Origin of the sequence: Candidatus Palauibacter sp. (assembly GCF_965222475.1) — a bacterium.
GTDB lineage: Bacteria > Gemmatimonadota > Gemmatimonadetes > Palauibacterales > Palauibacteraceae > Palauibacter.
On the sequence record NZ_CBDCUB010000008.1, the window covers coordinates 37,355 to 61,138 of the forward strand.

18 protein-coding genes and 1 pseudogene are annotated in these 23,784 nt (G+C 68.9%); 11 read left to right on the forward strand and 8 right to left on the reverse strand.

The genetic code is table 11. The features are described from left to right. The 10 genes from nth (at position 1) to ACOQPP_RS15570 (ending at position 10,671) form a co-directional block, all read left to right on the forward strand. The gene (gene nth / locus ACOQPP_RS15525; protein WP_419167768.1) at positions 1–660 is read left to right on the forward strand and encodes an endonuclease III; all 660 of its coding nucleotides are present in this window, start codon (positions 1–3) and stop codon (positions 658–660) included. A gap of 1 nt (position 661) precedes the next feature. Next, positions 662–1,783, forward strand: coding sequence for a tRNA epoxyqueuosine(34) reductase QueG (gene queG / locus ACOQPP_RS15530; RefSeq protein WP_420636877.1), 1,122 nt, complete (start codon positions 662–664; stop codon positions 1,781–1,783). Positions 1,784–1,882: 99 nt separating this feature from the next. Beyond that, the gene (locus ACOQPP_RS15535) at positions 1,883–3,052 is read left to right on the forward strand and encodes an acyl-CoA desaturase (protein WP_419167766.1); all 1,170 of its coding nucleotides are present in this window, start codon (positions 1,883–1,885) and stop codon (positions 3,050–3,052) included. A 132-nt stretch (positions 3,053–3,184) separates the two neighbouring features. After that, positions 3,185–4,267: a multicopper oxidase domain-containing protein gene (locus tag ACOQPP_RS15540; RefSeq protein WP_419167765.1), complete on the forward strand. Its 1,083-nt coding sequence runs from the start codon at positions 3,185–3,187 to the stop codon at positions 4,265–4,267. After that, entirely contained in the window at positions 4,260–5,462 is a 1,203-nt protein-coding gene (locus tag ACOQPP_RS15545; protein WP_419167764.1) for a ZIP family metal transporter, read from the forward strand. Before ACOQPP_RS15540 ends, ACOQPP_RS15545 begins: the two co-directional genes overlap by 8 nt. Positions 5,463–5,542: 80 nt before the next feature. Next, positions 5,543–5,968 carry a DoxX family protein gene (locus ACOQPP_RS15550; RefSeq protein ID WP_419167763.1) on the forward strand — a complete coding sequence of 142 codons (426 nt, stop codon included), beginning with the start codon at positions 5,543–5,545 and terminating at the stop codon, positions 5,966–5,968. Positions 5,969–6,058: 90 nt separating this feature from the next. Beyond that, the gene (locus ACOQPP_RS15555; RefSeq protein WP_420636878.1) at positions 6,059–7,999 is read left to right on the forward strand and encodes a heavy metal translocating P-type ATPase; all 1,941 of its coding nucleotides are present in this window, start codon (positions 6,059–6,061) and stop codon (positions 7,997–7,999) included. 99 nt (positions 8,000–8,098) lie between these two features. Continuing rightward, a complete protein-coding gene (locus tag ACOQPP_RS15560; protein WP_419167761.1) occupies positions 8,099–9,157 on the forward strand; it encodes a MarR family transcriptional regulator in 1,059 nt (352 codons plus the stop codon). Then, complete coding sequence (locus tag ACOQPP_RS15565) at positions 9,142–10,014, forward strand: nucleotidyl transferase AbiEii/AbiGii toxin family protein (protein ID WP_419167760.1); 873 nt, start codon at positions 9,142–9,144, stop codon at positions 10,012–10,014. The genes ACOQPP_RS15560 and ACOQPP_RS15565 overlap by 16 nt, the downstream gene beginning before the upstream one ends. A 321-nt stretch (positions 10,015–10,335) precedes the next feature. Next, positions 10,336–10,671 carry a hypothetical protein gene (locus ACOQPP_RS15570; RefSeq protein ID WP_420636879.1) on the forward strand — a complete coding sequence of 112 codons (336 nt, stop codon included), beginning with the start codon at positions 10,336–10,338 and terminating at the stop codon, positions 10,669–10,671. A gap of 54 nt (positions 10,672–10,725) precedes the next feature. Here ACOQPP_RS15570 and ACOQPP_RS15575 read toward each other — a convergent pair whose 3' ends face one another. The 5 genes from ACOQPP_RS15575 to ACOQPP_RS15595 all read right to left on the reverse strand — a co-directional run bounded on the left by ACOQPP_RS15575 (position 10,726) and on the right by ACOQPP_RS15595 (position 16,853). Beyond that, positions 10,726–11,214 carry a nuclear transport factor 2 family protein gene (locus ACOQPP_RS15575; protein ID WP_419167759.1) on the reverse strand — a complete coding sequence of 163 codons (489 nt, stop codon included), beginning with the start codon at positions 11,212–11,214 and terminating at the stop codon, positions 10,726–10,728. 31 nt (positions 11,215–11,245) lie between these two features. Next, positions 11,246–13,012: a carbohydrate kinase family protein gene (locus ACOQPP_RS15580; RefSeq protein ID WP_420636880.1), complete on the reverse strand. Its 1,767-nt coding sequence runs from the start codon at positions 13,010–13,012 to the stop codon at positions 11,246–11,248. Positions 13,013–13,097: 85 nt separating this feature from the next. After that, positions 13,098–14,474, reverse strand: coding sequence for an LVIVD repeat-containing protein (locus ACOQPP_RS15585; RefSeq protein ID WP_420636881.1), 1,377 nt, complete (start codon positions 14,472–14,474; stop codon positions 13,098–13,100). Between the two features lie 79 nt (positions 14,475–14,553). Continuing rightward, positions 14,554–16,269 (reverse strand): multicopper oxidase family protein, encoded by a 1,716-nt coding sequence (locus ACOQPP_RS15590; RefSeq protein ID WP_420636882.1) that lies wholly within the window; start codon positions 16,267–16,269, stop codon positions 14,554–14,556. A gap of 8 nt (positions 16,270–16,277) precedes the next feature. After that, the gene (locus ACOQPP_RS15595; protein ID WP_419167755.1) at positions 16,278–16,853 is read right to left on the reverse strand and encodes a hypothetical protein; all 576 of its coding nucleotides are present in this window, start codon (positions 16,851–16,853) and stop codon (positions 16,278–16,280) included. Between the two features lie 462 nt (positions 16,854–17,315). On the opposite strand from ACOQPP_RS15595, the gene ACOQPP_RS15600 reads away from it, so the two are divergent. Then, positions 17,316–22,709, forward strand: a complete 5,394-nt coding sequence (locus tag ACOQPP_RS15600; RefSeq protein WP_420636883.1) for a Calx-beta domain-containing protein — start codon at positions 17,316–17,318, stop codon at positions 22,707–22,709. 202 nt (positions 22,710–22,911) lie between these two features. On the opposite strand, the gene ACOQPP_RS15605 is transcribed toward ACOQPP_RS15600, so the two are convergent. The 3 genes and pseudogenes from ACOQPP_RS15605 to ACOQPP_RS15615 form a co-directional block, all read right to left on the reverse strand. Continuing rightward, positions 22,912–23,160: an FxsA family protein gene (locus ACOQPP_RS15605; protein ID WP_420637380.1), complete on the reverse strand. Its 249-nt coding sequence runs from the start codon at positions 23,158–23,160 to the stop codon at positions 22,912–22,914. 101 nt (positions 23,161–23,261) lie between these two features. Further along, positions 23,262–23,399 (reverse strand): annotated as a pseudogene (locus tag ACOQPP_RS15610) (FxsA family protein); the annotation flags it as partial. Between the two features lie 19 nt (positions 23,400–23,418). Beyond that, on the reverse strand, positions 23,419–23,772 hold the full coding sequence (locus ACOQPP_RS15615; RefSeq protein ID WP_420636884.1) for a metal-sulfur cluster assembly factor: 354 nt from the start codon (positions 23,770–23,772) through the stop codon (positions 23,419–23,421). Between the last annotated feature and the right edge of the window lie 12 nt (positions 23,773–23,784).

Consider the following 23,784-nt stretch of genomic DNA (forward strand, 5'->3'; position numbering starts at 1 on the left):
GTGCGCCGGCCGCGTTCCTGGAAGGCCCGCTCCGAGCTTGCCGCGTCGCTTTCGCCGCGACTCGCCGCCCTCTACCCGGACCTCACCGTCTCGCTGGACTGGGAGACGCCGCTCCAGTTGATCGTCGCGACCGTGCTCTCGGCCCAGTGCACGGACGAACGCGTGAACCAGGTCACGCGGACCCTCTTCCCGCGCTATGCCGACGCCCTGGCGTACGCCGACGCGCCGCTGGAAGAGTTGAAGGAAGCGGTGCGCCCCACCGGCTTCTTCAACAACAAGGCGCGCCACCTCCAGGGCCTCGGCCGCCGGCTCGTCGAGGCCTACGGAGGCGAGGTGCCCTCGACGATGGAGGATCTGCTCACCCTCCCCGGGGTCGCCCGCAAGACGGCGAACGTCGTGCTCTCCAACGCGTTCGGGATCCACGAGGGCGTCGTCGTCGACACCCATGTGAAGCGGGTCGCCCACCGCTTCGGCCTAACGAACGAGGTCGATCCGCCGAAGGTCGAGCGCGACCTGATGCGTGTGCTGCCGCAGGAGGCATGGCACCCCTTCGCCTGGCGGTCGATCCTCCACGGGCGCACGGTCTGTTACGCCCGAAGACCCCGCTGCGCCGAGTGCCCGGTCGCCGACCTCTGCGTCAGCGCCGGGAAGTTCGGGTGACATGGCCCCCTCCGGCACGGGCGACGAGGGCGTCCCGGGTACAGCTGGCGCCGACGCGCTGAAGGAAGAGATCCGCGCCGCCGCCCGGGCCTGCGGATTCGACCAGATCGGCTTCGCCCCCGCCGAGCCACCGCGGCACGCGGACGAATACGAGGACTGGCTGGCCCGCGGCTACCACGGCGAGATGGCCTACCTCGCGCGCGAGGACGCCGTGCGCCGCCGCCTCGACCCGGGAGAGGCGTTCCCCGGCTGCCGGACGCTCGTGGTCGTCAGCATGCTGTATGGCTCGACGCCGGGTCCGCCGCCGCCGCCACCGCCCGCCCGCCGACTGCCGATCGTGGCGCGCTACGCGCTGGGCCGCGACTACCATGGCGTGTTCGAGGAGCGGCTCGAAGAACTCTCCGCCGCCATCGCGCGCCTGGCACCCGGCACGCGGACGAAACGTTACGTCGACTACGGTCCCGTCCTCGAGCGTGACCACGCCCAGCGCGCCGGCCTGGGCTGGATCGGCAAGAACACGATGCTCATCCACCCTGAGTTCGGGTCCTACCTCATGCTGGGGGAGTTGCTGACCGACCTCGAAATCGAACCCGACCCGCCCTTCGTCCACGACCGCTGCGGCACCTGCCGGCGCTGTATCGACGCCTGCCCAACGGACGCGATCCTCGACGGCCGCCTGCTCGACGCGCGTCTCTGCATCTCCTATCTGACGATCGAACTCAGAGGGTCGATCCCCGAAGCGCTGCGCCCCGCGATCGGCAACCGGGTGTTCGGGTGCGACATCTGCCAGGAGGTATGCCCCTGGAACTCGGATGCGCCCTCGCCGGCCCCGGCGCCGTTCGCGCCGCGACCCGGGCAGCCGATGCCGCCGGCGGACATGGTCGCCTGGGCCGAGGAATTGGCGGGCCTGGACGCGACCGAGTTCCGGACCCGCTATCGGGGCACGGCGTTTAGCCGCCCGGGCCGCGACGGGCTGCTCCGCAACCTGGCCGTCGGCCTCGGCAACGCCGGAGGCCCGGCCGCGCGCCCCGTCCTCCGGCGCCTCGAAGCCGACCCGGCCCCACTCGTCCGCGAACATGCTCGCTGGGCCCTCAACCGCCTCGAATCCTCAGGGACGGCATAGCGAGGTGGCCTCCCCCCGGGGGGGGGGCGCCGGTCGCGTCCCGGCGTTAGCTTGGCCACCCCCCGAAGAGATCGGACCCCAAAATTCGGAGCGAAGCGCATGCCAGGTTACGCGACCCTGGGTGAACCGTGGTGGATCGCCCTCATCTGGATCCTCGTCGCCGGTCACCTCACGAACATGGTCAACACCCTCTACCTGCATCGCTCCGCCACGCATGGCGGGGTCGTCTTCCATCCGGTGGTCGAGCACATGATGCGCTTCTGGTGCTGGCTCACGACGGGGATCGTGACGAAGGAATGGGTCGCGATCCACCGGAAGCACCATGCCTACGCGGACCGTGAGGGCGATCCGCATTCGCCCACCCTCGAAGGTCTCGCGAACATCGCCTTCGGCGGGCTCTTCTTCTATCAGAAAGCCGCGAAGGACGAAGCTCTGCTCGAGAAGTACGGCAAGGGGACGCCGGACGACTGGATCGAGCGCAACGTCTACACGAGGCGCCGGGGCCTGGGGATCAGGATCGTGCTCGTCCTGAACCTGTTCCTGTTCGGGATCATCCCGGGACTCATCGTCTGGACGTGCATGGTGTTCTGGATGCCGCTCACGGGGAACATCATCAACGGTCTCGGGCACGCGCTCGGATACCGGACGTTCGGCACCCGCGACGACAGTCACAATCTGTATCCGTGGGGCATCTGGATCCTCGGCGAGGAACTGCACAACAACCACCACGCGGACCCGCGCTCGGCAAAGTTCAAGGCCCATTGGTGGGAGTTCGACATCGGCTGGTTCTACATCCGGATCCTGAAACTCCTCGGTCTGGCTAACGTGCTCTACGCGCGCACGGCGCCGCCCCGGGAATTCGCGGCGCGGTTCTACCGAGACTCCGCGGACCGCGTGAGCCGGCGACTCCAGCGCGCGGCGTCGCGCATCCAGAGGACCCGGGAAGCCGGCCTGCGGCGCATCGAGCGCGCCCGCGAGGAAGGCCGGTCCCGGCTCGAGAAGCTCCGGATGGGCGAACGGGCGAGCCTCGATTCCTCCCGGCACGCCCGTCTCGATCGAGTAAAGGCCAAGTGCCTCGCCCGCCTCGACCGTGCCGCCGCGAGAGGCCGGGCCCGGCTGGACCGCGTCGGGACCGGAAAATTCCCGCGGCTCGACGCCGCCAAGTCGGAAGCCCGCACTGAACTGGAGAGGGCTCGCGAGGCTGCCCGCACCCGCCTCCTTCGCGCCGTCGAAGCCATCACGCTCGAGAGGCAGCCCGCCACGGACTGACCCCGACGAGTTGACGAACGGCAGGCCGATCCCCATCTTGCGGAGAAATTTTTAGCGTAGGCTAAAAATCCTCCCGGGCGCATCTTCCCGGGTCGCTGCGAGACATGGAGGACGAGGTTGAAGCCGGAGAAGTTGAGTCGGCGCGATTGGCTGAAGCTCGGTGCCGCGGGCGTGGCGGGCGTTTCCGGCGCGACGGTGCTGGACCTCGCCTCGCGGGGCGGTGCTCGCGAGGCGCTGGCGGCCAGCGGCATCGCGCCGCGGGGGCCGCGAGGGGTTGCACCCCCGGCGGGAAGCCACGCGGCGCACCAGGAAGCCATGGGCATCGTCGGCATGCCCCGGCCCGACGAGAGCTTGGATCCCACCGCTTTTCTGACCGACTTCGACTACGGCGAGGTCACGACCCGCGCCGACGGACGCGTCGTGCGCCGGTGGGAGATCGTCGGACTCGACCGGGAGATCGAGATCGCCCCCGGTGTCTTCTTCCCCGCCTGGACCTACAACGGACAGGTGCCGGGGCCGACGCTGCGCTGTACCGAGGGGGACATCCTGCAGGTCGAGTTCACGAACGCGGGCTCGCATCCGCACACGATCCACTTCCACGGCACGCACCCGCCCGAGATGGACGGCTTCGAGCCCATCGTCGAGCCGGGGCAGCGGTTCACCTACGAGTTCGAGGCGAAGCCGTTCGGACTTCACCTCTACCACTGCCACACGATGCCGCTCAAACGGCACATCCATAAGGGTCTGTACGGGACGTTCATCGTCGATCCGCCCGAAGGCCGGGAGCCGGCGCGGGAGATGGTGATGGTGATGAACGCCTTCGACAGCAACCTCGACGGGGACAACGAGGTGTACGCCGTCAACACCTCGGCGTTCTACTACCACCATCACCCCGTCCGCGTCGGCGTAGGCGATCTGTGCAGGATCTATCTCGTGAACGTGACCGAGTTCGACCTCATCAACTCGTTCCACCTTCACGCCGGCATGTTCAAGGTGTTCAAGACCGGGACGCAACTGGACCGATACGAGCTGGCCGACACGATCATGCTGTGCCAGGGCGAGCGTCACGTCCTCGAGTTCCGGCTCGAGAACCCCGGCATGCACATGTTCCACGCGCACCAGAGCGAGTTCGCCGAGCTGGGGTGGATGGGCTTCTTCGAAGCCGTCGACCGCCTCGCCGCCGACGAAGGCGTTCCCGTGCGCGGCCATGTCTGACGACCGACCCGCCGGGCCGAAGGGTCGGCCCGGCCCCCCGCGCTGGGTCCTCGGCCTGTTGCCGCTGGCGCTCCTCGCGGGACTCGTGGCCTTCTTCTTCGGTGCCGACCCCACGGCGCCCTTCCGCGCCGCGTTCCCGCCCGTGGAGGATCTCACGATCGACCGCGTGAGCTTCCCCGAACGCGGGATCATGCGCGTACACGTCGTGAACGGCGGCCCGGAAGCGGTCACCATCGCGCAGGTGGTCGTGGACGACGCGTACTGGCGGTTCGAGATGGACCGCGATCCGACTCTCCCGCGGCTGGCGCGCGCCACGCTGTCGCTGGACTACCCCTGGGTCGAAGGCGAAGTCCACGTGGTGCGGATCGTCACTTCCACCGGGCTCACCTTCGACCGCGAGGTGGCCGTCGCGACGCTGTCGCCGCGCCCGAACGCCCGCTACCTGACGACGTTCGGCCTGCTCGGGGTGTACGCGGGCGTGATCCCCGTCCTCCTCGGTCTCCTGTGGTATCCGTTCCTGCGCCGCATCGACCGCAAGTGGATCCACTTCTACCTCAGCCTCACCGTCGGCCTCCTCGCCTTCCTCGCGGTCGACGCGTTCGAGGACACGCTGCAGGCGTCGGCGCTCGTGCCGGAGGGGTTCCAGGCGGCGGGCCTCATCGCGGTCGGCGTCATCGGCGCCATCGTGGGTCTGAGAGCGATCGGGAATTTCGGACGCGGGCGGGGGGAAGGCGGCGCGAGCAGCGGCCTCACGGTCGCGTACCTGATCGCGACCAGCATCGGGCTCCACAACCTGGGTGAGGGCCTCGCCATCGGGGCGGCCTTCTCGCTCGGGGAGATCGCGCTCGGGAGCTTCCTCGTCATCGGCTTCGCGCTCCACAACACGACCGAGGGGCTCGCGATCGTCGCGCCGGTAGCGGAGAAGCGGCCGGCGCTCCGGCACTTCGCGTTCATGGGCGGCCTCGCGGGCCTTCCCACCGTGCTCGGCGCGTGGGCGGGCGGCTTCTCCTACTCGCCCACGCTGGCGACGTTCTTCCTCGCGCTCGGCGCCGGAGCCATCCTGCAGGTGATCGTCGAAGTCACGCGGCTGGTTCGGAAGAGCTGGCCCCGCGGCCTGTTCACGCCGCTCAACGCGACCGGCCTCCTGCTCGGCCTGCTCGTGATGTACGGAACCGCCCTCATGGTGACGGCGTAGCTTTCCCGAAGACGGACCCTACGCCGCGGGAGGCCGGGACCCCCCCGGTGACCCGCCGCTTCCCCAACAGAGGAGGCAGCATGCTCGGCGGCAGAAAGCCCGGCCTCGGCCTGTTCATACTCCGCGTCGTCATCGGACTGATCTTCGTCATGCACGGCTGGCCCAAGCTGGCCGGAGGCATCCCGGACACCGCGGCGTTCCTCGGATCGCTCGGTGTTCCGCTCTCGGCCGTCGCGGCCTGGGGCATCGCCCTGCTCGAGACCGCGGGCGGCGCGTGCCTGGTCGTCGGCCTGTTCGTGACACCCGTTGCCCTCCTCCTGGTCGCACACATGCTGGCCGGAATCTTCCTCGTGCACCTCGCGAACGGCTTCTACGTCGTGGGACCGGGGCAGGGGGGCATCGAGTTCAACCTGCTTCTCGTCGCCGGCCTCCTGACACTGCTGTTCGCCGGCTCCGGCATCGCGACCCTCGCGAGCCGTTTCCAGCGAGACATGCAGGTCATCTGAACCGCGCGACTCCCCGTCCCGCGGCACGTTGATGCCTGAGACGTTCCCGCGGGAACGTGCCGCGGCCGTGGAGGACGCGAGAGGACGGCGATGAACGAGACCAGGCGGCCTTCACCGTGGAAGACGCACGAGGCGATCCGGACCTACGTCTCCGGAGTGCTCTGGGTCGTCGGCCTCGGCCTCGTGTTCGTCATCGGGCACGGGCCGGACCAGGCCGGTTGGTGGCGCATCCGGACGGACGCCGCCGGCTGGACTTTCCTCACGGGCGCGCTCGTGGGCGGGTGGAACTTCTTCCCCAAGGGCGTGCGGGCGGCGCGGACGCTCCGGCTCGACATGAACTTCCTGATGACCGCGGCCATCGCCGGTGCGGTCCTGATCGGGGAGCCGCTGGAGGCGGCGGCGATCGCCTTTCTGTTCTCCCTGGCCGAACTCCTCGAGTCGAGCGCGGTCGTGCGTGCCCGGCACTCCATCGATGCGCTGCTGCGGCTCGCGCCCGAGGTGGCGACGCTGGTGGCCGGGGATGGGTCGGAGAGGACCGTTCCCGCATCGGATCTGCGGGCGGGTGAGCGGGTGCGCGTACGTCCGGGCGAGAAGGTGCCGATCGACGGCGTCGTGGTCGAAGGCCAGTCGGGAGTCAACCAGGCCAACGTGACAGGGGAGTCGGTCCCCGTCGCCAAGGGCGTCGGCGATCCCGTCTTCGCGAGCACGATGAACACGGACGGGTTCCTCGAGATCGAGGCCACGACCGATGCCGGCGACACGACACTGCATCGGATCGCGCGGCTCGTCCGCGAGGCCCAGTCGAAGCGCTCTCCCACCGAGCAGTTCGTGCAGAAGTTCGCGCGTTACTACACGCCGGCCGTCACGGCCGCCGCGGTGCTCGTGATGGCCGTCCCGCCCCTCCTCGGTCTCGGGACCGGGCTCATGTGGTTCGAGCGTGGACTGACGCTGCTCGTCATCGCCTGCCCCTGCGCGCTCGTGATCGCCACGCCGGTCACGATCGTCAGCGCGCTCACCTCCGCCGCGAGGCACGGCGTGCTCATCAAGGGCGGGGAGTACGTCGAGTCGCTGGGAGCGACGTGCGCCATCGCGTTCGACAAGACCGGAACTCTGACGCTCGGCGAGCTGGAGGTGACCGATGTCGTTCCGCTGGGGGATATGTCCGGGGATCGGCTGCTGGGGCTCGCGGCGGCCATGGAACGGCGCTCGGAGCACCCCATCGCCGAGGCGATCATCCGCTACGCCTCGGAGGCGGGCGGCCTCCGGGAGGATGGGTGGACGGTCGAGGATTTCCGGGCGCATCCGGGCCTCGGAGTCACGGCCACCGTGGACGGCGCCCGGGTCGCGGTCGGAACGATCGAACTGCTCGCACCTGCCGGCGACGCCCGAGGGTTCGGGGACCACTTCGACGCCCTCCGGCGGGCGGGCGGGACGGTCGTCGTCGTCTCCCGGGACGGCGTTCCACTCGGTCTGATCGGTCTCGCCGACACCCTGCGCCCGGAGGCCCCGAGGGTCCTGGCGCGGCTCCGGGAGGAAGGGGTACACCACCAGATTCTGCTCACCGGCGACCAGCCCCACGCCGCCCGGGCCATCGGCGAGGCGGTCGGCATGGACGAGGTGCGGGCGGACCTGAAGCCCGAAGGGAAGGTGGAGGCGGTTCGCGAAATCGTCCGCGCGCACAGGGGCGCGGCCATGCTCGGCGACGGCGTGAACGACGCCCCGGCCCTCGCGGCGGCGGATGTCGGGATCGCGATGGGCGGCGCCGGCTCACCCGCGACGATCGAGACGGCCGACATCGCGCTCATGGGCGACGACCTCGGCATGCTCCCCTACGCCCGTCGCGTGTCGCAGCTGGCCCGGCGACTCGTCCGGTTCAACATCGCCTTCGCCCTCGGCATCAAGGTGGTACTGGCGATCGGGGCCGTGGGCGGCTTCGTGAGCCTGATCGTCGCCGTACTCGTGGGCGACATGGGGGCCAGCCTCGCCGTGACGCTGAACGCCATGAGGCTGGCCCGCCTGAAGCCGCGTTAGACGACCGCCCTGCCGGCGTCTTGAACCGACCTCTCCCGCAATGGGTTGCGTATATTACCCTAGTTGACCACGTGAACAACCATGCTATTTTGTGCAACCATGAAATTCAAAGAGATTTCCTCCCTGATCCCTGAACTCCTCTCCGGTGCCATGGGTCTGCCGATTGACTCTGTCCAGGCGCAGCCGCCTGGAAACCCGCGCCCGGACCTCCGAGTTCGCTTGGGCGAATACAGTTTCGTCGTCGAGTTCAAGCACGCGGGCACCGCAGAAGCCGTCGGTGCCGGCGTTCGTACGCTCGCACGATACCGCACTGTTGCCGATGACCTCACCATCCCACTGCTCGTTGTTCCTTACATGGGCGATGTCGGCCGCCGGATAGCGGAGAACGCGGGTCTGAGTTGGCTTGATCTCTCCGGGAACGCATCCATCCGCGCCACAGGCCTCAACGTCAGGCTGCTCGGTCGACCGAACCGGTTCCCGCGGAGGGGGAAGCCAAGAACGCTCTTCGCACCGCGCGGCTCGAGGATTGTACGTCACCTCCTCCTGCATCCGAACGAGCACTTCTCTCAACAGGAACTGTGGCGCGCAACAGGGGTCGACAAGGGCTATATCAGCCGTCACGTGAGGAGCTTGGCCGAGGCAGGGCTGGTTACTCGCGAGTGCGGGTCTAGCGACCGAAAGACAAACAGAATCCGGGCGAAAGACCCCGACCTGCTGTTGGATGTCTGGGCTGAGGTCTATCGCTTCGAGGACCACCGAATTTGGCGGGGCGCGATGGCGTCAAGATCTGGCGAAGAGACGCTTACAAGGGTTGGCGAAACACTGACCAACTTACGCGTGGTCCATGCGTTCACCGGACTAGTCGCCGCGTGGCTCTATTCTTCGTATGCCAGCTTTCGCCTTGTCACGGCGTACGTGAAGGACTCATTGCCCGTTGCGTCGCTGGAGACTGCGGGTGTACGGGAACAGAGTGCCGGAGCCAACGTCTGGATCGTAGTACCGAACGATGATGGCGTCTTCCATGGATCGAACGTCCTGGACGGAACGCGGTGCGTCTCAGCTGTTCAGACCTTCCTCGACCTCAAGGCCCAGCCTGAGCGAGCCGCCGAAGCCGCTCAAGAGCTACGGCGCTCCGCGTTACCGTGGTCGATGAGATGAGGGAAGAGCTGCATCCAACCGCCGCGGACTACAATGACAACGCCACCCGCCTGATCGAGAGTTGCCTACTCCATGTCGCCACGGTTCTCGGCGATCTCATGCGTGACAGCGTCGTCGTCGTCGGAGGCTTGGTACCTCGCCTGCTGATTTCCAGGGAGCTACTGCCTCCGGGCGCCGAAGTCCACCCCGGAACGATGGATCTCGACCTCGGTCTCCGACTCGAACTGCTCGCTAACGAACGATATCGAGAGATCTCCGCGCGGCTTCGAGAGGCGGGGTTCACGATGGACGAGAATGAGGCCGGCAATCCGACGCGTCAGCGCTGGTGCCGGGCATCCCAGGCCTTGGGACTCGCACGCGTGGACTTCCTGATGGAACCGAGTTCGGCTGACGCTACGCCCGGTGGCACTCAGCACCTTGAGAGCGACTTTGCGGCGTTCGTCACCCCCGGCGTCGAAATGGCCTTCGCGGATCGAGTGTCCGTACGGCTCAACGGAAGAACACTCGACGATGAAGTGGCTCAGCGAGACGTTTGGGTGTGCGGTCCGGCCGCGTTCGTGGCGCTCAAGGCACTGGCTTTCGCGGGAAGAGGGTATCCGAAGGATGCATACGACCTCTTCTACGTACTTCGGAACTACGGGAGCGGCTCCCGGGATGTGGCGAGTCGATTCGGCCTAGTCGGGTCAAACGAGAAAGCGATAGAAGCCTTGGGCATCCTGGAGCGGGATTTCCTGGATCACGAGGGCCTCGGGCCAGTCCGCGCCGTAAGCTTCGTTGCCGGGATCCCGGACGAGGCCCTGCGCGCTGACGTCGCAGCTTTCGTCAGAGAGTTCCTGCACGCTGTTCGGAATGGCTGAAGGATGTCAAACGCTGCAGTTTGGGGCGGATCCCCCTCACGACCGACCGCCTTCATTTCCGGCGCCGTGGCCGGTGCGATCGCTCTGTGCCCTGGGCCACTCATCGGCCAGCGGTGCGACATCTCACTAGGTGGGGGTGTGGCCATCGGGTTGCAGGGCCTGGTTAGTCCGGTGCGCGTGGTCTCGGTTGACAACGGACCCGAACTCGCGGCTCGGGTGGGGTGCCGGACGTCCCCATCATCGAGGGTTGAGGTCGGAGTTCGCGGTTTCTCCCTGGGGGCATTGCTGGTGACACAGTTCCTCGTGGGAGCCGGCCACCGAGTGCGCGAATGGAGAGGCTTCGGGGAGCCGTGGATGGAAGTCCTGGTACATGCGGGATATGGACGTTCCGAGAGGATGGGATCCGTCGAACTCCTGCAGCCCGACATCGGGTACGATGGCCCTGTACTCGGGCTGGGAGCCCGTGGCGGCCTCGCGTTGGGGGCTCCCACGGCCCTCGTGGCGGATGTCACACTCCACCGCATGTTCACGAGAAAAAGCGATGGGAACTACCCTCCGGGATGGCCAGGCGATGCGCCACAGGAACTGGATGGCTGGACAGGCGTCACCTCGCTGGCCATCACCGTCGGCCTCGAGTTTTCGCCGGGCGGAGTGTGAGCCGAGATTTCCTGAGCGCTGTTCGCGCGGCATGAGGGCCGCCGGGCCGCGCTCTCAGCCGCCGGGCGGGCCGAGGGGGCTCGGGGCGCAGCCGTCCCGCTCGCGGGTGTAGGCGATGCTCGAGATCTTCCAGCCCTCATCCGTGTGCACGAGGCTCACCGCGTCGATCCCGCAGTGGCTGAACTGGCCGTCCACATGGAAGTCGTAGGGCGTCCATACGACGGCCATGGGACCCTGGACCATCACGTGCGGATCCCACATCCGCTCCAGCAGCACGGGACCCGGCTGGCCGATGGAGGCGGCGAACTGGGCGCCCGTGCTCTCCCCGACCTGGACACCGTCCGCAGTCTCGACCATGCTCGTGAAAACGGCTCCGTCGGTCAGCAGGTCGCGGATGGCGTCACCGTCCCGGGCGGCCATCGCGTCGAACAGGGCCTGCACTGCCGCGACCGCTCCGGCCTCGGCGTCATCCTGTGCCACGACATAGGCAGGCGTGGTCGTCGCCACCGCGGCGAGAAGCACTGTCGCTCCGAACTTTCTCATGAGATTCCTCCGGATTTCTGTGGTCTGTCGCTCAATATGACGGCGTCCGAAACACCGGCTGGAACAGCTCCGTTCGGTGCGCGCAGGCCGCGTCGGCAGGACAGGCCGGACAGTCGGGTTCGCTCATCTCGGGACACCGCGTCCGGTTCTGGAAGAAGAACCAGTCCACGGCCCCCATCGGACGCCCACTCAGGCGGCGGATCTCCGCGACCGCCTCATGGCAGGCGGCGCGCACGGCCTCCTCCTCGTCCGCACTCACAACCTCCCGGTTCGCGAGCTTCGCGGCCAGCGCCTCCTCGACCACCGTGACGACGCCGAGCCGCAAACAGCTGCGCTGGCAGTGATAGTCGATGATCGGCGGCACATCCTCCCCGTCACCGAACCGCAGGAAGCGCTCCGGCCGCTGGCTCAGGATAGCGGTGAGGAGGGCGGATTTCTTGCGCCACGGGTCCTCCTTGTAGCCGCCGAGCTGATCCAGCCGGCGCAGAAAGCGGGCCAGAGGCCGCTCCGTGGCGTCGGCTTCGGCCAGAAGCGAGGTGGGCGTCAGGCCGAGGGCGAGCATGTCGCGCCCGTACGCTCGCGCGCACGCCGGGTGAAGGGGGCCCTGGGGCAACGGGTTGACCCCGTCCTCGTCGCGGAGCCGGTGGTTGAAGTCGGCGTCGGCGAGGGCCGCCTGGCCGCCGGGGGTGAGTTCGTCCCGTGCCTCGGACGCCCAGCGCCGGAAGGCGGTCCACAGGTAGTCGCTGCCCTTGAGCGCACGGCCCCCGAGCGACGCGATCATCGGCGCGTCGTAGCGCCCGCCCCGCTCAGACCAGAAGCCGAACTGCTGGAGGGTGCCGGCGAAGAAGAAATCGAGTGCCACAGGGTCGCCCGGCTCGGGGAAGGGCGGCCCGGTGAAGTCGAACGCCGTCGCCTCCGGGGCCGAGGCGATGATCTCGGCGACGCGCCGGGTGCGGTCGGGATCAAGCCGGAGGCGATCGTCCCGCGGCGTCAGCGGCGGCGGTTCGTCCGAGAGCAGGGCCGCCGGGCCGATGCGGGTCACGGTCCGTGCCGCACAGGCCGCCGCGCCGCGGGCCGCGATGGCGGGGTGGTCTCCGGCGGCGATGCGGGCCAGCGCCGTCCCGCAGAAGGTGTCCCCGGCGCCCGTCGGATCCAGCTCGTCAACCGTGGGCGCCGCGATGTCGATCGCGTGGTCGCCCAGAATGACGCGGGCACCCCGCGCGCCGCGCGTGACGAACACTACACGCCCCGGCGCGACCGCCACGTCGTCGATCGATCCGAACAGCAGGCCGGCTTCCTCCTCGTTGCAGAAGAAGTAGTCGGACGCCCCGACCACCCTCGCGACGATGTCACCGTGCTGACGAACCCCCGGGGCGTACGTCCCGCACCCGACGCGTACCCCCGCGGCGGAGAGCCTCCGGGCGAACCCCAACTGAAGCGCGGGGTCGAGAAGCGGGACGACATACGCGAACGCGCCCGGCCCCGCGTCCGGAACGTCGTCGTAGCGGATGTCCCCTTCCGAACCGCGCACCGCCTGGTGATAGACGGTCTCGCCGCCGGGCAGATACTCGATCTCGAAGTGGGGCAGCGCGTCCGGCGGGATGCTCGGGCCTCGCCAGTCGAGCAGACGATCCGCCGGCTCGAGTTCGAGCGGCATGGGATCGGGCCGCGGCGACACGACCGTGACATCCGCGCCGGCCCGCTGCGCGGCCAGCGCCGTGTAGAGCCCAGCGCCGCCCGCCGAACGCACGGACCGGCCCCCGAAATGCAGCAGGTCCAGGGAAGGGCTCCCGACCACGAGGAGCCGCGGCGGGGAGGCGAGCCGTGGCCGGGAGGCCTTCCGCGACCCGGAGGCCAGCCGCGGCTGGCGGGGGGCGACGGGGTCAGCCTCCCTGCTGATCCGTCGTGATGCGCGCGGCCGCGCCGGCCGGGCCATTGTCCCAGTCCTGGGCGCTGGAGATGTTCGGCATGCCCCAGTCCTCGCCGTTCCATCCCTGGAACCCCTCCATCCGGAACGTCCACAGGCCGGTCGTCATGTCGCTCACGACGATGAGTCCGTCCTCGTTCCGGATATCGACCCCGAACGTCCCGTTGAACACCGGCGTCCGGTCGGCGTTGGGCGGCCCGAGGTAGGTGTCGTAGTGCGCTACCGTCATGGGGTTCGTCGGATCCATCATGTTGAACACGACGAGCCCGTCCAGATAGCCGGACACGAACACGTACGGCCACCGCACCTCGTGGTTGTGGACGAGGTTCTTCCAGTTCGCCGTCCAGGCCGCGATCGGGCTCCGAATCGCGGGCACCTCGCCGTTCAGCCCAGGCTTGAGGTCGAAGATCCTGAGCGGGGCGTACTGATACTCCGTCTCGGCGATCGCGAAGTTGCCGTCCGGCGTGGGCGTGAACGTGTGCCCGCTCCGGATCCCGGACACCCCGACGATCTGCGTCAGAAGCTCCGGGTTGTCGAGATCTGTCACGTCGTAGATGTAGTAGCCGCCGGTGCCGCCGCCGTAGAAGCGGTCCGTGCCCGTTTCCGGGTGATAGCCGAGATAGAAATCGTGGTATCCCCGCCGCCGGTTCCCCGCCATCCCCTGATCCGGGACGGGGATCTGCGCCACCATGGCGTCGCCGCGTCCGTCCACGAGCGCCCCGAGATCGTACACCGCCGCGTACGGTCCCGAGACCGTGGCGACGAGGTACACGTTCATGTTGGAGTGCTTGTAGACGAAGATGTTGTGGAAGCCGCCCGGCAGATCGGGCTCCTTGATGCGGGCGACCTCACGCACCGTCGAGGCGTCCGGCAGTCCGGTCACGTCGAGCACCACCGCGCCCATGTCCGAATCCGGGCCGCCCTGGCCGAACTGGAGCGACTGCACGACGTAGTAGCGGTCGCCCCACTTGAAGTGCTTGACGTCCATCCCGCCGGTGCGCTGGTGCAGATCCTGGTCTTCGATCCGCCACTCGTAGAGCACCTCGGGCCTCTCCGGGTCGGCGATCGAGACGATGTCCAACCCCTTGGGACCGACCGGCCCGTACTGCATGCGCGCCACGTAGGCGTAGGGCCGGTGCATCTCCTGTTCCATGTCCATGTCCGCGATGCTGAGCCGCGGTCCGAGAGGAACGTGCCCGAGCACGTCCATGTTCCGGCTGCCGCGTTCGACGACCCCATCGATGACCTGCGCGCAGAGCGCCCCCGGCGCGGCGAGACCCGCTCCGAGCGCGACGACCGCGGCCAGGGCGAACGTGCGATTTCCGAACTTCATTGCTTTCCTCCGTTCTTGAGCTGGCAACCCGCCGGGGCCCGGCTGGCGGCCCGCAGGGGTCCCCGCTTGCGGCCCGCGGCTAGCCGGGGTCCACCGTGAACACCATGGACATGCCGGCCTCCAGATGCTCCGCAATATGGCAATGCGCCATCCAGCGGCCAGAGTTGGAGGCCTCGAGCAGGATATCGAACGTCGATCCGACCGGGATCACCGTCGTGTCCTTCCACGCGAGGTTGTCCGACGGGACCCCGTCCCGCGACAGGATCAGGAAGCGCTGCCCGTGGATGTGGATCGGGTGCTGCATGGGGTGGAACGAGCGGCGCTGGTTGTGGATGCGGATCTTGAGGATGTCTCCCTCCGTGAAGCGCCAGTCGATGTCCCGGTTCTCCTTCCCCGTGCGCGTGTCGCGCATGACCCACGTCAGGTTCTCCGATGTCGAGAGGTAGTTCATCATCGGCATCGCGTCGGTCCACTCGACGGGCGGGAAGTAGAGCGTGTCGAGCGCCATCACCGCGACGATGTCGCTGGGGAGGTCTCCCACGCGGGCCGTGAGTTCGATCTCGTGATCCACCGGACGGCCGAACTCGCCCCGGTAGCGGTCGATGTCTTCGATGACGTCGGCGTGCTCGCGCAGGGTGGAGAACGCGGCCCCGTGGTCCTCCGCTACCGGCTCATCGAGCACCGTGACCAGTCCCAGCGTATCGGTGTGCGGGTAGAAGCGGCCGTTGAAGTGGTCGATGGCCTGGATCGGGTTGAGGAGGGCGTACGTGCCGGGCTCCTCGAAGCGCGCGTCCACGATGTACCGCTGGGCCGGGGCGAGGACGACGTTGGAGACGAACCTCTCGCGCTCGAACTTGCTCACGTCGGCGCCCACGAGCTTCAGAGCGGCGCCCTCCAGGACGAGGTTGAAGGTGCGGGTGTTCGCGACGTTGGTGAGGTAGAGACGCCGCACCTCGCCGCGGCGAACCGTCGTCTCCCAGCGGGGCTCGCCGTTCACGAGCAACTGGTTCCCGAACCGTCCCATCAGCGTCTGGATGGCAGCCTCCCGTCCGTACGGGAAGAGCCCGGCCTCGTCGACGAGCAGGTCGTCGAGCATGAGGAAGTCCTCGCCGTTCGCCGGGCCGTAGTAGTCCGGGGCCGGCGCGTCGACGAGCATGTTGCCGTACAGGCCGAGGTCCTGCTGGATGTCCTCGCGGTGGTGCGGGTGGTACCAGTACAGGCCCGCGTCGCGGAAATGGACCCGGTACATGAACGACTCGCCGGGCTCGACCGGGTCCTGGGTGACGCCGGGCACGCCGTCGAACCGGTTCTCGAGCCGCACCCCGTGCCAGTGAACCGCAGTCGGGAGGTCGATGTTGTTCGTGAACAGGACGACGATCTCCGCTCCCTGCGGGACGCGGATGAGGGGCCCCGGATACTGCCCGTTGAACCCGTACATCGTGAAGGTCCGCATCCCGATCGTGCGCCGGACGAACCCGGCCTCGAGGCGGAGCGTGTCGCCGTGGGCCATCTCCACGACTTCGCGGAAGACCGCCTCCGGGAGCATCGCGGGGTCGTGGCCGGGGTCGGGCAGGAACGGGGTCACGCCGGGGATGGCGCCCATCAGGCCCGGCAGCATCATCGGCATCGGGATCGGCTGCGGCGGCATGCGCCACACGACCCCCATGCTGTCCGCCGCCATCACGTGGCCCTCGTGCTGCTGCCCCGATGCCGGCGTGCCCGCCAATCCGACAAGCGCGGGGAGGGTCGCTGCGACGGCAAAGTATCGGGCCAGCCGCACGCCCGGTCTGCTCACCGCTCGGCTCAGTAGTAGAGCTGGCAGTTCATGGCCTCGAAGGGGCCGTGGCCGGCCATCGTGTGGAGCCGGCCGGAGGGGGAAAGGCCGGTGAGCATGATCGGCCCCTGCCAGCGCTCGACGTCTGCCGACGCCTCCTCGCTCACGAACACGAGGAACTGGTTCCAGGCGACCCGCGCCTCGAGCCGGTTCTCCTCGGAGAGCGTGCCGAGCTGCATCCACTCGTCGAGTTCGGGCTTCGCGGCCCACGCGACGTAGACCGCCCCGTGGCGGCGGCGCATCCGGTCGACCTGGATCTCGATGTCGAACGTCTGGAAGCCGCCCTCGTCCACGGTGATCTCGAACGGCGAGCCGGGCTGCGTGAGCGTCATCGATCCGCGGCTCCCGGGCGCGCTCTGGGTGCCCGACAGCGGAACCACTTCGGGCGTGAGGAGGCAGGCGCCGACCCACGGCATCGCGTCCACAAGCCGCGGGATGTCGGGTGTAACGGCGGCCCGCGCCTCGTCGGCGACGAGCGTGCCGAGGGCGACCGCGAAGACGGCGGCCGCGCCGATCGTGCTGGTGGGCTGCTTCATGCTGTTCATGCGTCAAAAGGTTGCTTCCCGCGTCCCGCCTTGCAAGCGTCGGCGTGGCGGCGCGCGTTCCGGACTATCGACCCTTCGCTGTACTTCCAGTACGGCCTGTTTCGCATTCACTATACACTATTCATAGGCAAGCATTTACGTGATCTTGCTTGGCGCCATTCCCACCATTTTTCCCGCCGAGATGAAGGCGATCTTGACTAACCGGACACGCCTCCCCATGCTATCGGTATTCTATGCATGTAGGTATTCTACCCTATTGACCCAACCTCAGTGGCCTCCGGTTCGGTCGCAAGGACCGCGTGTCTTGACTCGATAAGTCCAGTTATCGCGAGTAACGGGCAAGGAGGAAGAATGGCGAGCAACGTCGTCCAAACGGGTCGCTGTAACGGGGTTGTCCGGGAGCGCCATGGCGAACAGTAGTTCGGCGATGTGGCCGAACGGTCGCGAGCAGACGTAGCGCGGATGGGATGGACCATCGCGGGGGCCGGCTGGCGGCGCGCCGCGGGGGGCGTGGCGCTGGCCCTGGCCGCACTGGCCGGAAGCCACGACAGCGTTCGGGCACAGACAGTGGCGGACAGCGCCGGGACGACGCTCTCGTCGCCCTACAGTCTGACCCTGGCCGCGATCGACGGGCTCGCGATGCGGACGAGGACGGCAGCCGGGGACGTACGGAAAGATCCCGGGGCGGCGCTCGAGATCACGCCGAGCCGCAACACGGTGACGATTACCAGGAACACGGATGTCTGCGACCGCACGGAGCAGGTGCGGGACGAGATCGTGGCGGCGGCGGTGGGGGTGACCGCCTGCGCCGACGTCACGGACGCGCACCTGGCCGCGATTACCAGACTCAATCTTCGGTCAGGCAGCATCATGGCCCTGGCGGCGGGAGATTTCGCGGGGCTGACCTCGCTGGAGTGGCTGCTTCTGGACGAAAACCAGTTGACGTCCCTGTCGGACGGCGTCTTCGCGGGGCTGGCCTCGCTGGAGACGCTACATCTGGACGGCAACCGGTTGACCTCCCTGCCGGCCGGCGTCTTCGGGGGGCTGACCTCGCTGAAGAGGTTGTATCTGGACGGCAACCAGTTGACCTCCCTGCCGGCCGGCGTCTTCGGGGGGCTGACCTCGCTGGAGTGGCTGTGGCTGTACGAAAACCAGTTGACCTCCCTGCCGGCCGGCGTCTTCGCGGGGCTGACCTCGCTGGAGGCGCTGTGGCTGAGCAAGAACCAGTTGACTTCCCTGCCGGCCGGTGTCTTCGCGGGGCTGACCTCGCTGGGGACGCTGGGTATGACCCAAAACCGGTTGACCTCCCTGCCGGACGGCGTCTTCGCGGGTCTGGCCTCGCTGGTGACGCTGGTTCTGTACCGCAACCAGTTGAGCACGCTGTCGGCTGACGTCTTCGCGGGGCTGACCTCGCTGGAGATGCTGGTTCTGCACGGCAACAAGTTGACCTCCCTGCCGGCCGGCGTCTTCGCGGGGCTGGCCTCGCTTGAGACGCTGAATCTGAGCTGGAACGCCACCGATCCGCTGCCGCTGGCTGTGACGCTGGAGAAGGTGGGGGAGAGCCGGTTCAAGGCGGTGGCGCCGACCGGCGCGCCGTTCGAGTTCGTGCTTCCGGTGAGCGCCGCCAACGGCTCGATCGAAGGCGACTCGACCGCGATCAGGATCCCGGCGGGCGCGGTGGAGAGCGGCCCGCTGGACATCACGCGGGCGGCCGACACAACGGCGGCCGTGACGGTGGACATCGATTCGCTGCCCGGTCTGCCCTCGGGCCATTCAGGCTACGCGCTGGAGAAGGACAGCAGCTTGCCGCAGGCGATCTTGCTATCGGCGTCGACGGGCATGACGCTGTCGGTGTCGCCGGACCAGGTGGGCGAGGAGGCGGGCGCGACGACGCTGACGGTGACGGCGACGCTGAACGGGATCGCGCTCAAGGCGGATACCGCGGTGGCGCTGACGGTGCACGCCCTCACAGCAGGCACGACCGACTTCACGGCCGACACGGTGACCCTGACGATCGCGTCGGGCCAGACGAGCGGCACGGCGGACCTGACGCTGACCCCGGCCGGCGACGATGTGGACGAGGGCGACGAGACGGTGGCGGTCGAGGGCGCGGTGGCGGAGCTCACGGTGACCGCCGACACGGTGACGATCGCCGACGACGACACACGGGGCGTGGACGTGTCGGCGACGGCGCTGGCGGTCGGCGAGGGCGACAGCGCGACGTACACGGTGGCGCTCGAGTCGGCGCCGACCGGCACCGTGACGGTCGCGGTGACGGTGACGGGCGACTCGGACGTGACGGCGTCGCCGGATACGCTGACGTTCACGAAGGCAGACTGGAGCACGGCGCAGACCGTGACGGTCAGATCGGCGGCCGACGACGACGCGGCCGACGACGCGGCGACGGTGAGCCACGCGGTGAGCGGCGGCGACTACGGCGCCAACAACGTCGCGGCGGACCCGGTCGCCGTGACGGTGGACGACGACGTCGGGAACCATCCGGCCACGGGGCTGCCGGCGATCTCCGGAACGGCGCGGGTGGGCGATACGCTCACGGCGTCGGTGGAGGAGATCGAGGACGAGGACGGTCTTGAGAACGCGACCTTCGCCTACCAGTGGCTGTCGAACGACGGGGTGGCGGACACGGATATCGCTGGGGCGACGGACTCGATCTACACGCCGATCCCGGCGGATGCGGGCAAGACGATCAAGGTGCGGGTGACGTTTGCCGACGGCGGCGGCACGCGGGAGACGCGCGTCAGCGCCGCGACGGACCCGGTAACGGCGGCCATTTCGAGTCAGCTGTCGGTGGCCGACGCCGAGGCGACCGAGGAGGACGACACCGCGATGGAGTTCGTGGTGACGCTCAACCCCGCCGCGAGCGACACCGTGACGGTGGACTACGCCACCGCGGACGGCACGGCCACGGCGGGCTCCGACTACACCGCGACGAGCGGCACGCTGACGTTCGCGGCGGGCGATACGACGAAGACGATCTCGGTGCCGATCACCGACGACACGTTGGACGACGACGGCGAGACGTTCACGCTCATCCTCGGCAACGCCTCGGGCGCCGATTACGGCGATGCGGAGGCGACGGGGACCGGCACGATCAACGACAACGACAATGCGGCGCCATTGACGGCGAGCTTCAGCGACATGCCGTCCTCGCACACGGGCGACGAGTTCACGTTCGGGCTGGCGTTCAGCGAAGAGGTCGAGCTCAGCTACGTGACGCTTCGCGACACCGCGTTCGCGGTGACCGGCGGCGAGGTGAAGACGGCCCAGCGCCAACAGCAGGGCAGCAACCGGGCATGGAACATCACGGTCGACCCGACTTCGGCGAACGACACGGTGACCATCACGCTGCCGGAGACGACCGACTGTGGCGCGAGCGGCGCCATCTGCACCGAGGGCGGGGACGGCCGGCCGCTGTCGCACTCGCTGTCGAGCGTGGTCGCGGGGGCGGTGAGCACTCCGGCGGTGAGCGTGTCCGATGCGAGCGCGGCCGAGGGCGACGCGGTCGCCTTCACGGTGTCGCTGTCGGCGGCGAGCAGCCAGCAGGTGACGGTCGAGTACGCGATGTCGGACGGCACGGCGGCGGCGGGCGAGGACTACACCGCGCAATCCGGGACGCTGACGTTCGCGGCGAACGAGACGACGAAGACCGTGAGCGTAGCGACGACGGACGACTCGGCCGATGAGGAGAACGAGACCTTCACGCTGACGTTGTCGAGCCCGGCGAACGCGACGCTCGGCGACGCGACGGCCACCGGCACGATCAACGACAACGACGACAGTCAGCCGGCGGTGAGCGTGTCCGATGCGAGCGCGGCCGAAGGCGATTCGGTCGCCTTCACGGTGTCGCTGTCGGCGACGAGCGGCCAACAGGTGACGGTCCAGTACGCCACGTCGGACGGCACGGCGACGAGCGGCACCGACTTCACGGCCGAGTCCGGGACGCTGACGTTCGCGGCGAACGAGACCTCGAAGACCGTGAGCGTAGCGACGACGGACGACTCGGTGGACGAGGACGACGAGACGTTCACGCTGACGCTGTCGAGCCCGGCGAATGCGACGCTCGGCGACGCGGAGGCCACCGGCACGATCCGGAACACCGAGACCGCGGCCGAACTGTCGGCTGACTTCCCCGAGAGCGCGTTCACCTCGAAGCGGCACACGGGATCGGACGACCGCCCGCAGGTGGTCGTGGCGTTCAGCGAGGCGGCGGCGGAATTCGCGGCGAACACGCCGTCGGTGTCGGTGACGGGGGCGTCGGGGCTGTCGGTTCAGGCCCACACGGAGGACGGGCTCGAGAACGCCTATGTGTTCTTCATGACGCCGGACGGCGACGGCGACGTGACGTTCGCGCTGGTCGCGGACGCGGCGTGCGCCTCGGGCGGCATCTGCACGGCCGGCGGGACGGTGCTGACGCGGGTGCCGGCGGCGTTGACGATCCCGGGACCGAGCGCGGACCCGAGCAGCCTGTCGGTGGCCGACGCCGAGGCGACCGAGGAGGAGGATACGACGATGGAATTCGTCGTGACGCTGGACCCGGCGGCGAGCGACGCCGTGACGGTGGACTACGCCACGTCGGACGGCACGGCGACGGCGGGAGAGGACTACACCGCGACGAGCGGCACGCTGACGTTTGCGGCGGGCGATACGAGGAAGACGATCTCGGTGCCGATCACCGACGACACGTTGGACGACGACGGCGAGACGTTCACGCTCACCCTAAGCAATGCCTCCTCCGGCGTCGAGTTCGGCGATGCGGAGGCGACGGGGACCATCCGGAACACCGAGAACGCGGCGCCGCTGACGGCGAGCTTCAGCGACATGCCGGCCTCGCACACGGGCGGGGAGTTCACGTTCGGGCTGGCGTTCAGCGAAGAGGTCGAGCTCAGCTACGTGACGCTGCGCGACACCGCGTTCGCGGTGACCGGCGGCGAGGTGAAGACGGCCCGGCGCCAACAGCAGGGGAGCAACCGGGCCTGGAACATCACGGTCGAGCCGGCTTCGGCGAGCGACGCGGTGACCATCACGCTGCAGGAAACGACCGACTGCCGTGCCGTTGACGCGATCTGTACCGAGGGCGAGGACGGTCGGCCGTTGTCGCACTCGCTGTCGGCGACGGTCGTCGACGCGGCCTCGTCGACCGCGAGCGCCGCGGAGGGCGGGGACGTGGTGGAGGACGCGCTTGCGCTCCTGGGCGGCGTGACGCCGGACGCGGCCTCGGCGTCGCTGTTCGGCGAGGGAGGACTGAGCGAGGCCCAGTTGGACGCACTGGACCGCCTGGGCAACCGGAACGGCCGCTACGACCTCGGCGACCTGCTCTCCTGGACGGAGCGCTGCCGGAGCGGCGAGGCGCGCTGCGGCACAACCTCCACCGATCCCGGTTCCGCGTCTTCGGCCCTCCTGTTCGGCGCCGCGGCGGCCGGACGCCGCGGCGCCTCCGGGCGAACAAGGCGGCGGGGTTCCGGGCGCCGCCGCGCGCGCGGCTTGCCGGCTCGCCGTGCTGCTCGCGGCCGTCACGGCCTGGTCGTGCACCGCCGATCCGGTGGGGCCGCCCGCCGCCGATCCGGATCCGGGCGCTCCGGCCGTCGAGCGGCCAGTCCCGGCGACCGCCCCGCAGGGGCCGGGGTTGCTGACCATCGAGTGGACGGCGCCGGCCGCCGGCCGCGCCGCCGGCGTCCTGCTGGAGCTCGAGGGTCCCGGCATCGAGGCCGTGCAGGCGCCCGGTCTCGAGTTGTACCAATCGAGTGCGCCCGGGCGGCATCGGATCGTCGTGGCGGGCTCGCTCGACGCGGGTCCGCTCGTGCGGTTCCGCGTGCCGGACCGCGGCCGACTCGCTGAGTACCGGGTCCGCGTTGTCCAGGTCACGGGCGAGGACTACGCGCTCAGCGACGTGGGCGAATACCGGGCCGTGATCACGTCGAACTGACCGCCTCGGCTGAGATGGGCCGCCCGACGTGCGTGCCGCGGCTCGTGTGCGTCGGGCGGGCCGTAGCCAGAATGTCAGTCGGCCTCCGGTTCCTCCTCCTCCTCGATGACGATCTCACGTCCGGACGGCCGTTGTCCCGCGCGACTCGGCCGGCGGGGCCCGGGACGCGTCCCGAAGCTGCCGTGCAGGCCGGTGAAGCGGACGCCGGGCCTCCCCCACGACATGGATCGCACCGTTCTCGATCTGGCGGCCCATCCAGCCCCGCACGCGCGATATGAGGCCGCGCCGCACCGGTGGGACCAGCAGCAGGATGCCGGCGATGTCCGTGAGGACACCGGGCGTGATGAGGACCACCCCCGCCACCAGGATGAGCAGCGCGTGGACGAGCGACTCGCCCGGAAGCTCACGCCGCCCTGGAGTTCATCTCGCACGGCAAGCCAGCTCCGCAGCCCCTCACGCCTCGCGAGCCACGCCCCTGCGGCGCCCGTCCCGAGGACGAGCAGCAGCGTCGGCCCCAGCCCCAGGTAACCGCCGAGGCGGATGAGGAGGGCGAGTTCGACGACGGGTATGATCGTGAACAGCAGGAACAGCCGAAGAAGCATCGTCAGAATCCGGGTACCACTAGAATCCGAGCATCGCCCGCACCTTCGGGTCGATCTTCTCGGGAGTCCAGAACGGCTTCCACACGAGGCTCACCACCGCCTCCTCCACGCCGTCCACCGACTCCGCCGCGTCCTTTGCCCCGCCGAGGATCTGGCCTCCGGCCGGGCAGCCGGGACTCGTCAACGTCATCGTGACCTGCGCCGCGCCATCCTCCACCTCGACGTCGTACACGAGCCCGAGATCCACGATGTTGATGCCGAGTTCCGGATCGGTCACCGTGCGCAGCGCGGTCCTCACCTGTTCCTCGACGCCGCCTTCCGCCGCCGCCCCGTCCTGCTCGCTCGGATTCACAGGTTCCGTCGGTTCCATCATATCCATCACCTC

Bases quoted from the DNA above. Each gene is read 5' to 3' on its own strand.
- ACOQPP_RS15545 (WP_419167764.1), top strand. From the start codon at position 4,260: ATGTCTGACGACCGACCCGCCGGGCCGAAGGGTCGGCCCGGCCCCCCG.
- ACOQPP_RS15585 (WP_420636881.1), bottom strand. From the start codon at position 14,474: ATGAAGTTCGGAAATCGCACGTTCGCCCTGGCCGCGGTCGTCGCGCTC.
- ACOQPP_RS15575 (WP_419167759.1), bottom strand. From the start codon at position 11,214: ATGAGAAAGTTCGGAGCGACAGTGCTTCTCGCCGCGGTGGCGACGACC.
- ACOQPP_RS15535 (WP_419167766.1), top strand. From the start codon at position 1,883: ATGCCAGGTTACGCGACCCTGGGTGAACCGTGGTGGATCGCCCTCATC.
- ACOQPP_RS15600 (WP_420636883.1), top strand. From the start codon at position 17,316: ATGGGATGGACCATCGCGGGGGCCGGCTGGCGGCGCGCCGCGGGGGGC.
- ACOQPP_RS15595 (WP_419167755.1), bottom strand. From the start codon at position 16,853: ATGAACAGCATGAAGCAGCCCACCAGCACGATCGGCGCGGCCGCCGTC.
- ACOQPP_RS15550 (WP_419167763.1), top strand. From the start codon at position 5,543: ATGCTCGGCGGCAGAAAGCCCGGCCTCGGCCTGTTCATACTCCGCGTC.
- ACOQPP_RS15615 (WP_420636884.1), bottom strand. From the start codon at position 23,772: ATGATGGAACCGACGGAACCTGTGAATCCGAGCGAGCAGGACGGGGCG.
- ACOQPP_RS15555 (WP_420636878.1), top strand. From the start codon at position 6,059: ATGAACGAGACCAGGCGGCCTTCACCGTGGAAGACGCACGAGGCGATC.
- queG (WP_420636877.1), top strand. From the start codon at position 662: ATGGCCCCCTCCGGCACGGGCGACGAGGGCGTCCCGGGTACAGCTGGC.
- ACOQPP_RS15560 (WP_419167761.1), top strand. From the start codon at position 8,099: ATGAAATTCAAAGAGATTTCCTCCCTGATCCCTGAACTCCTCTCCGGT.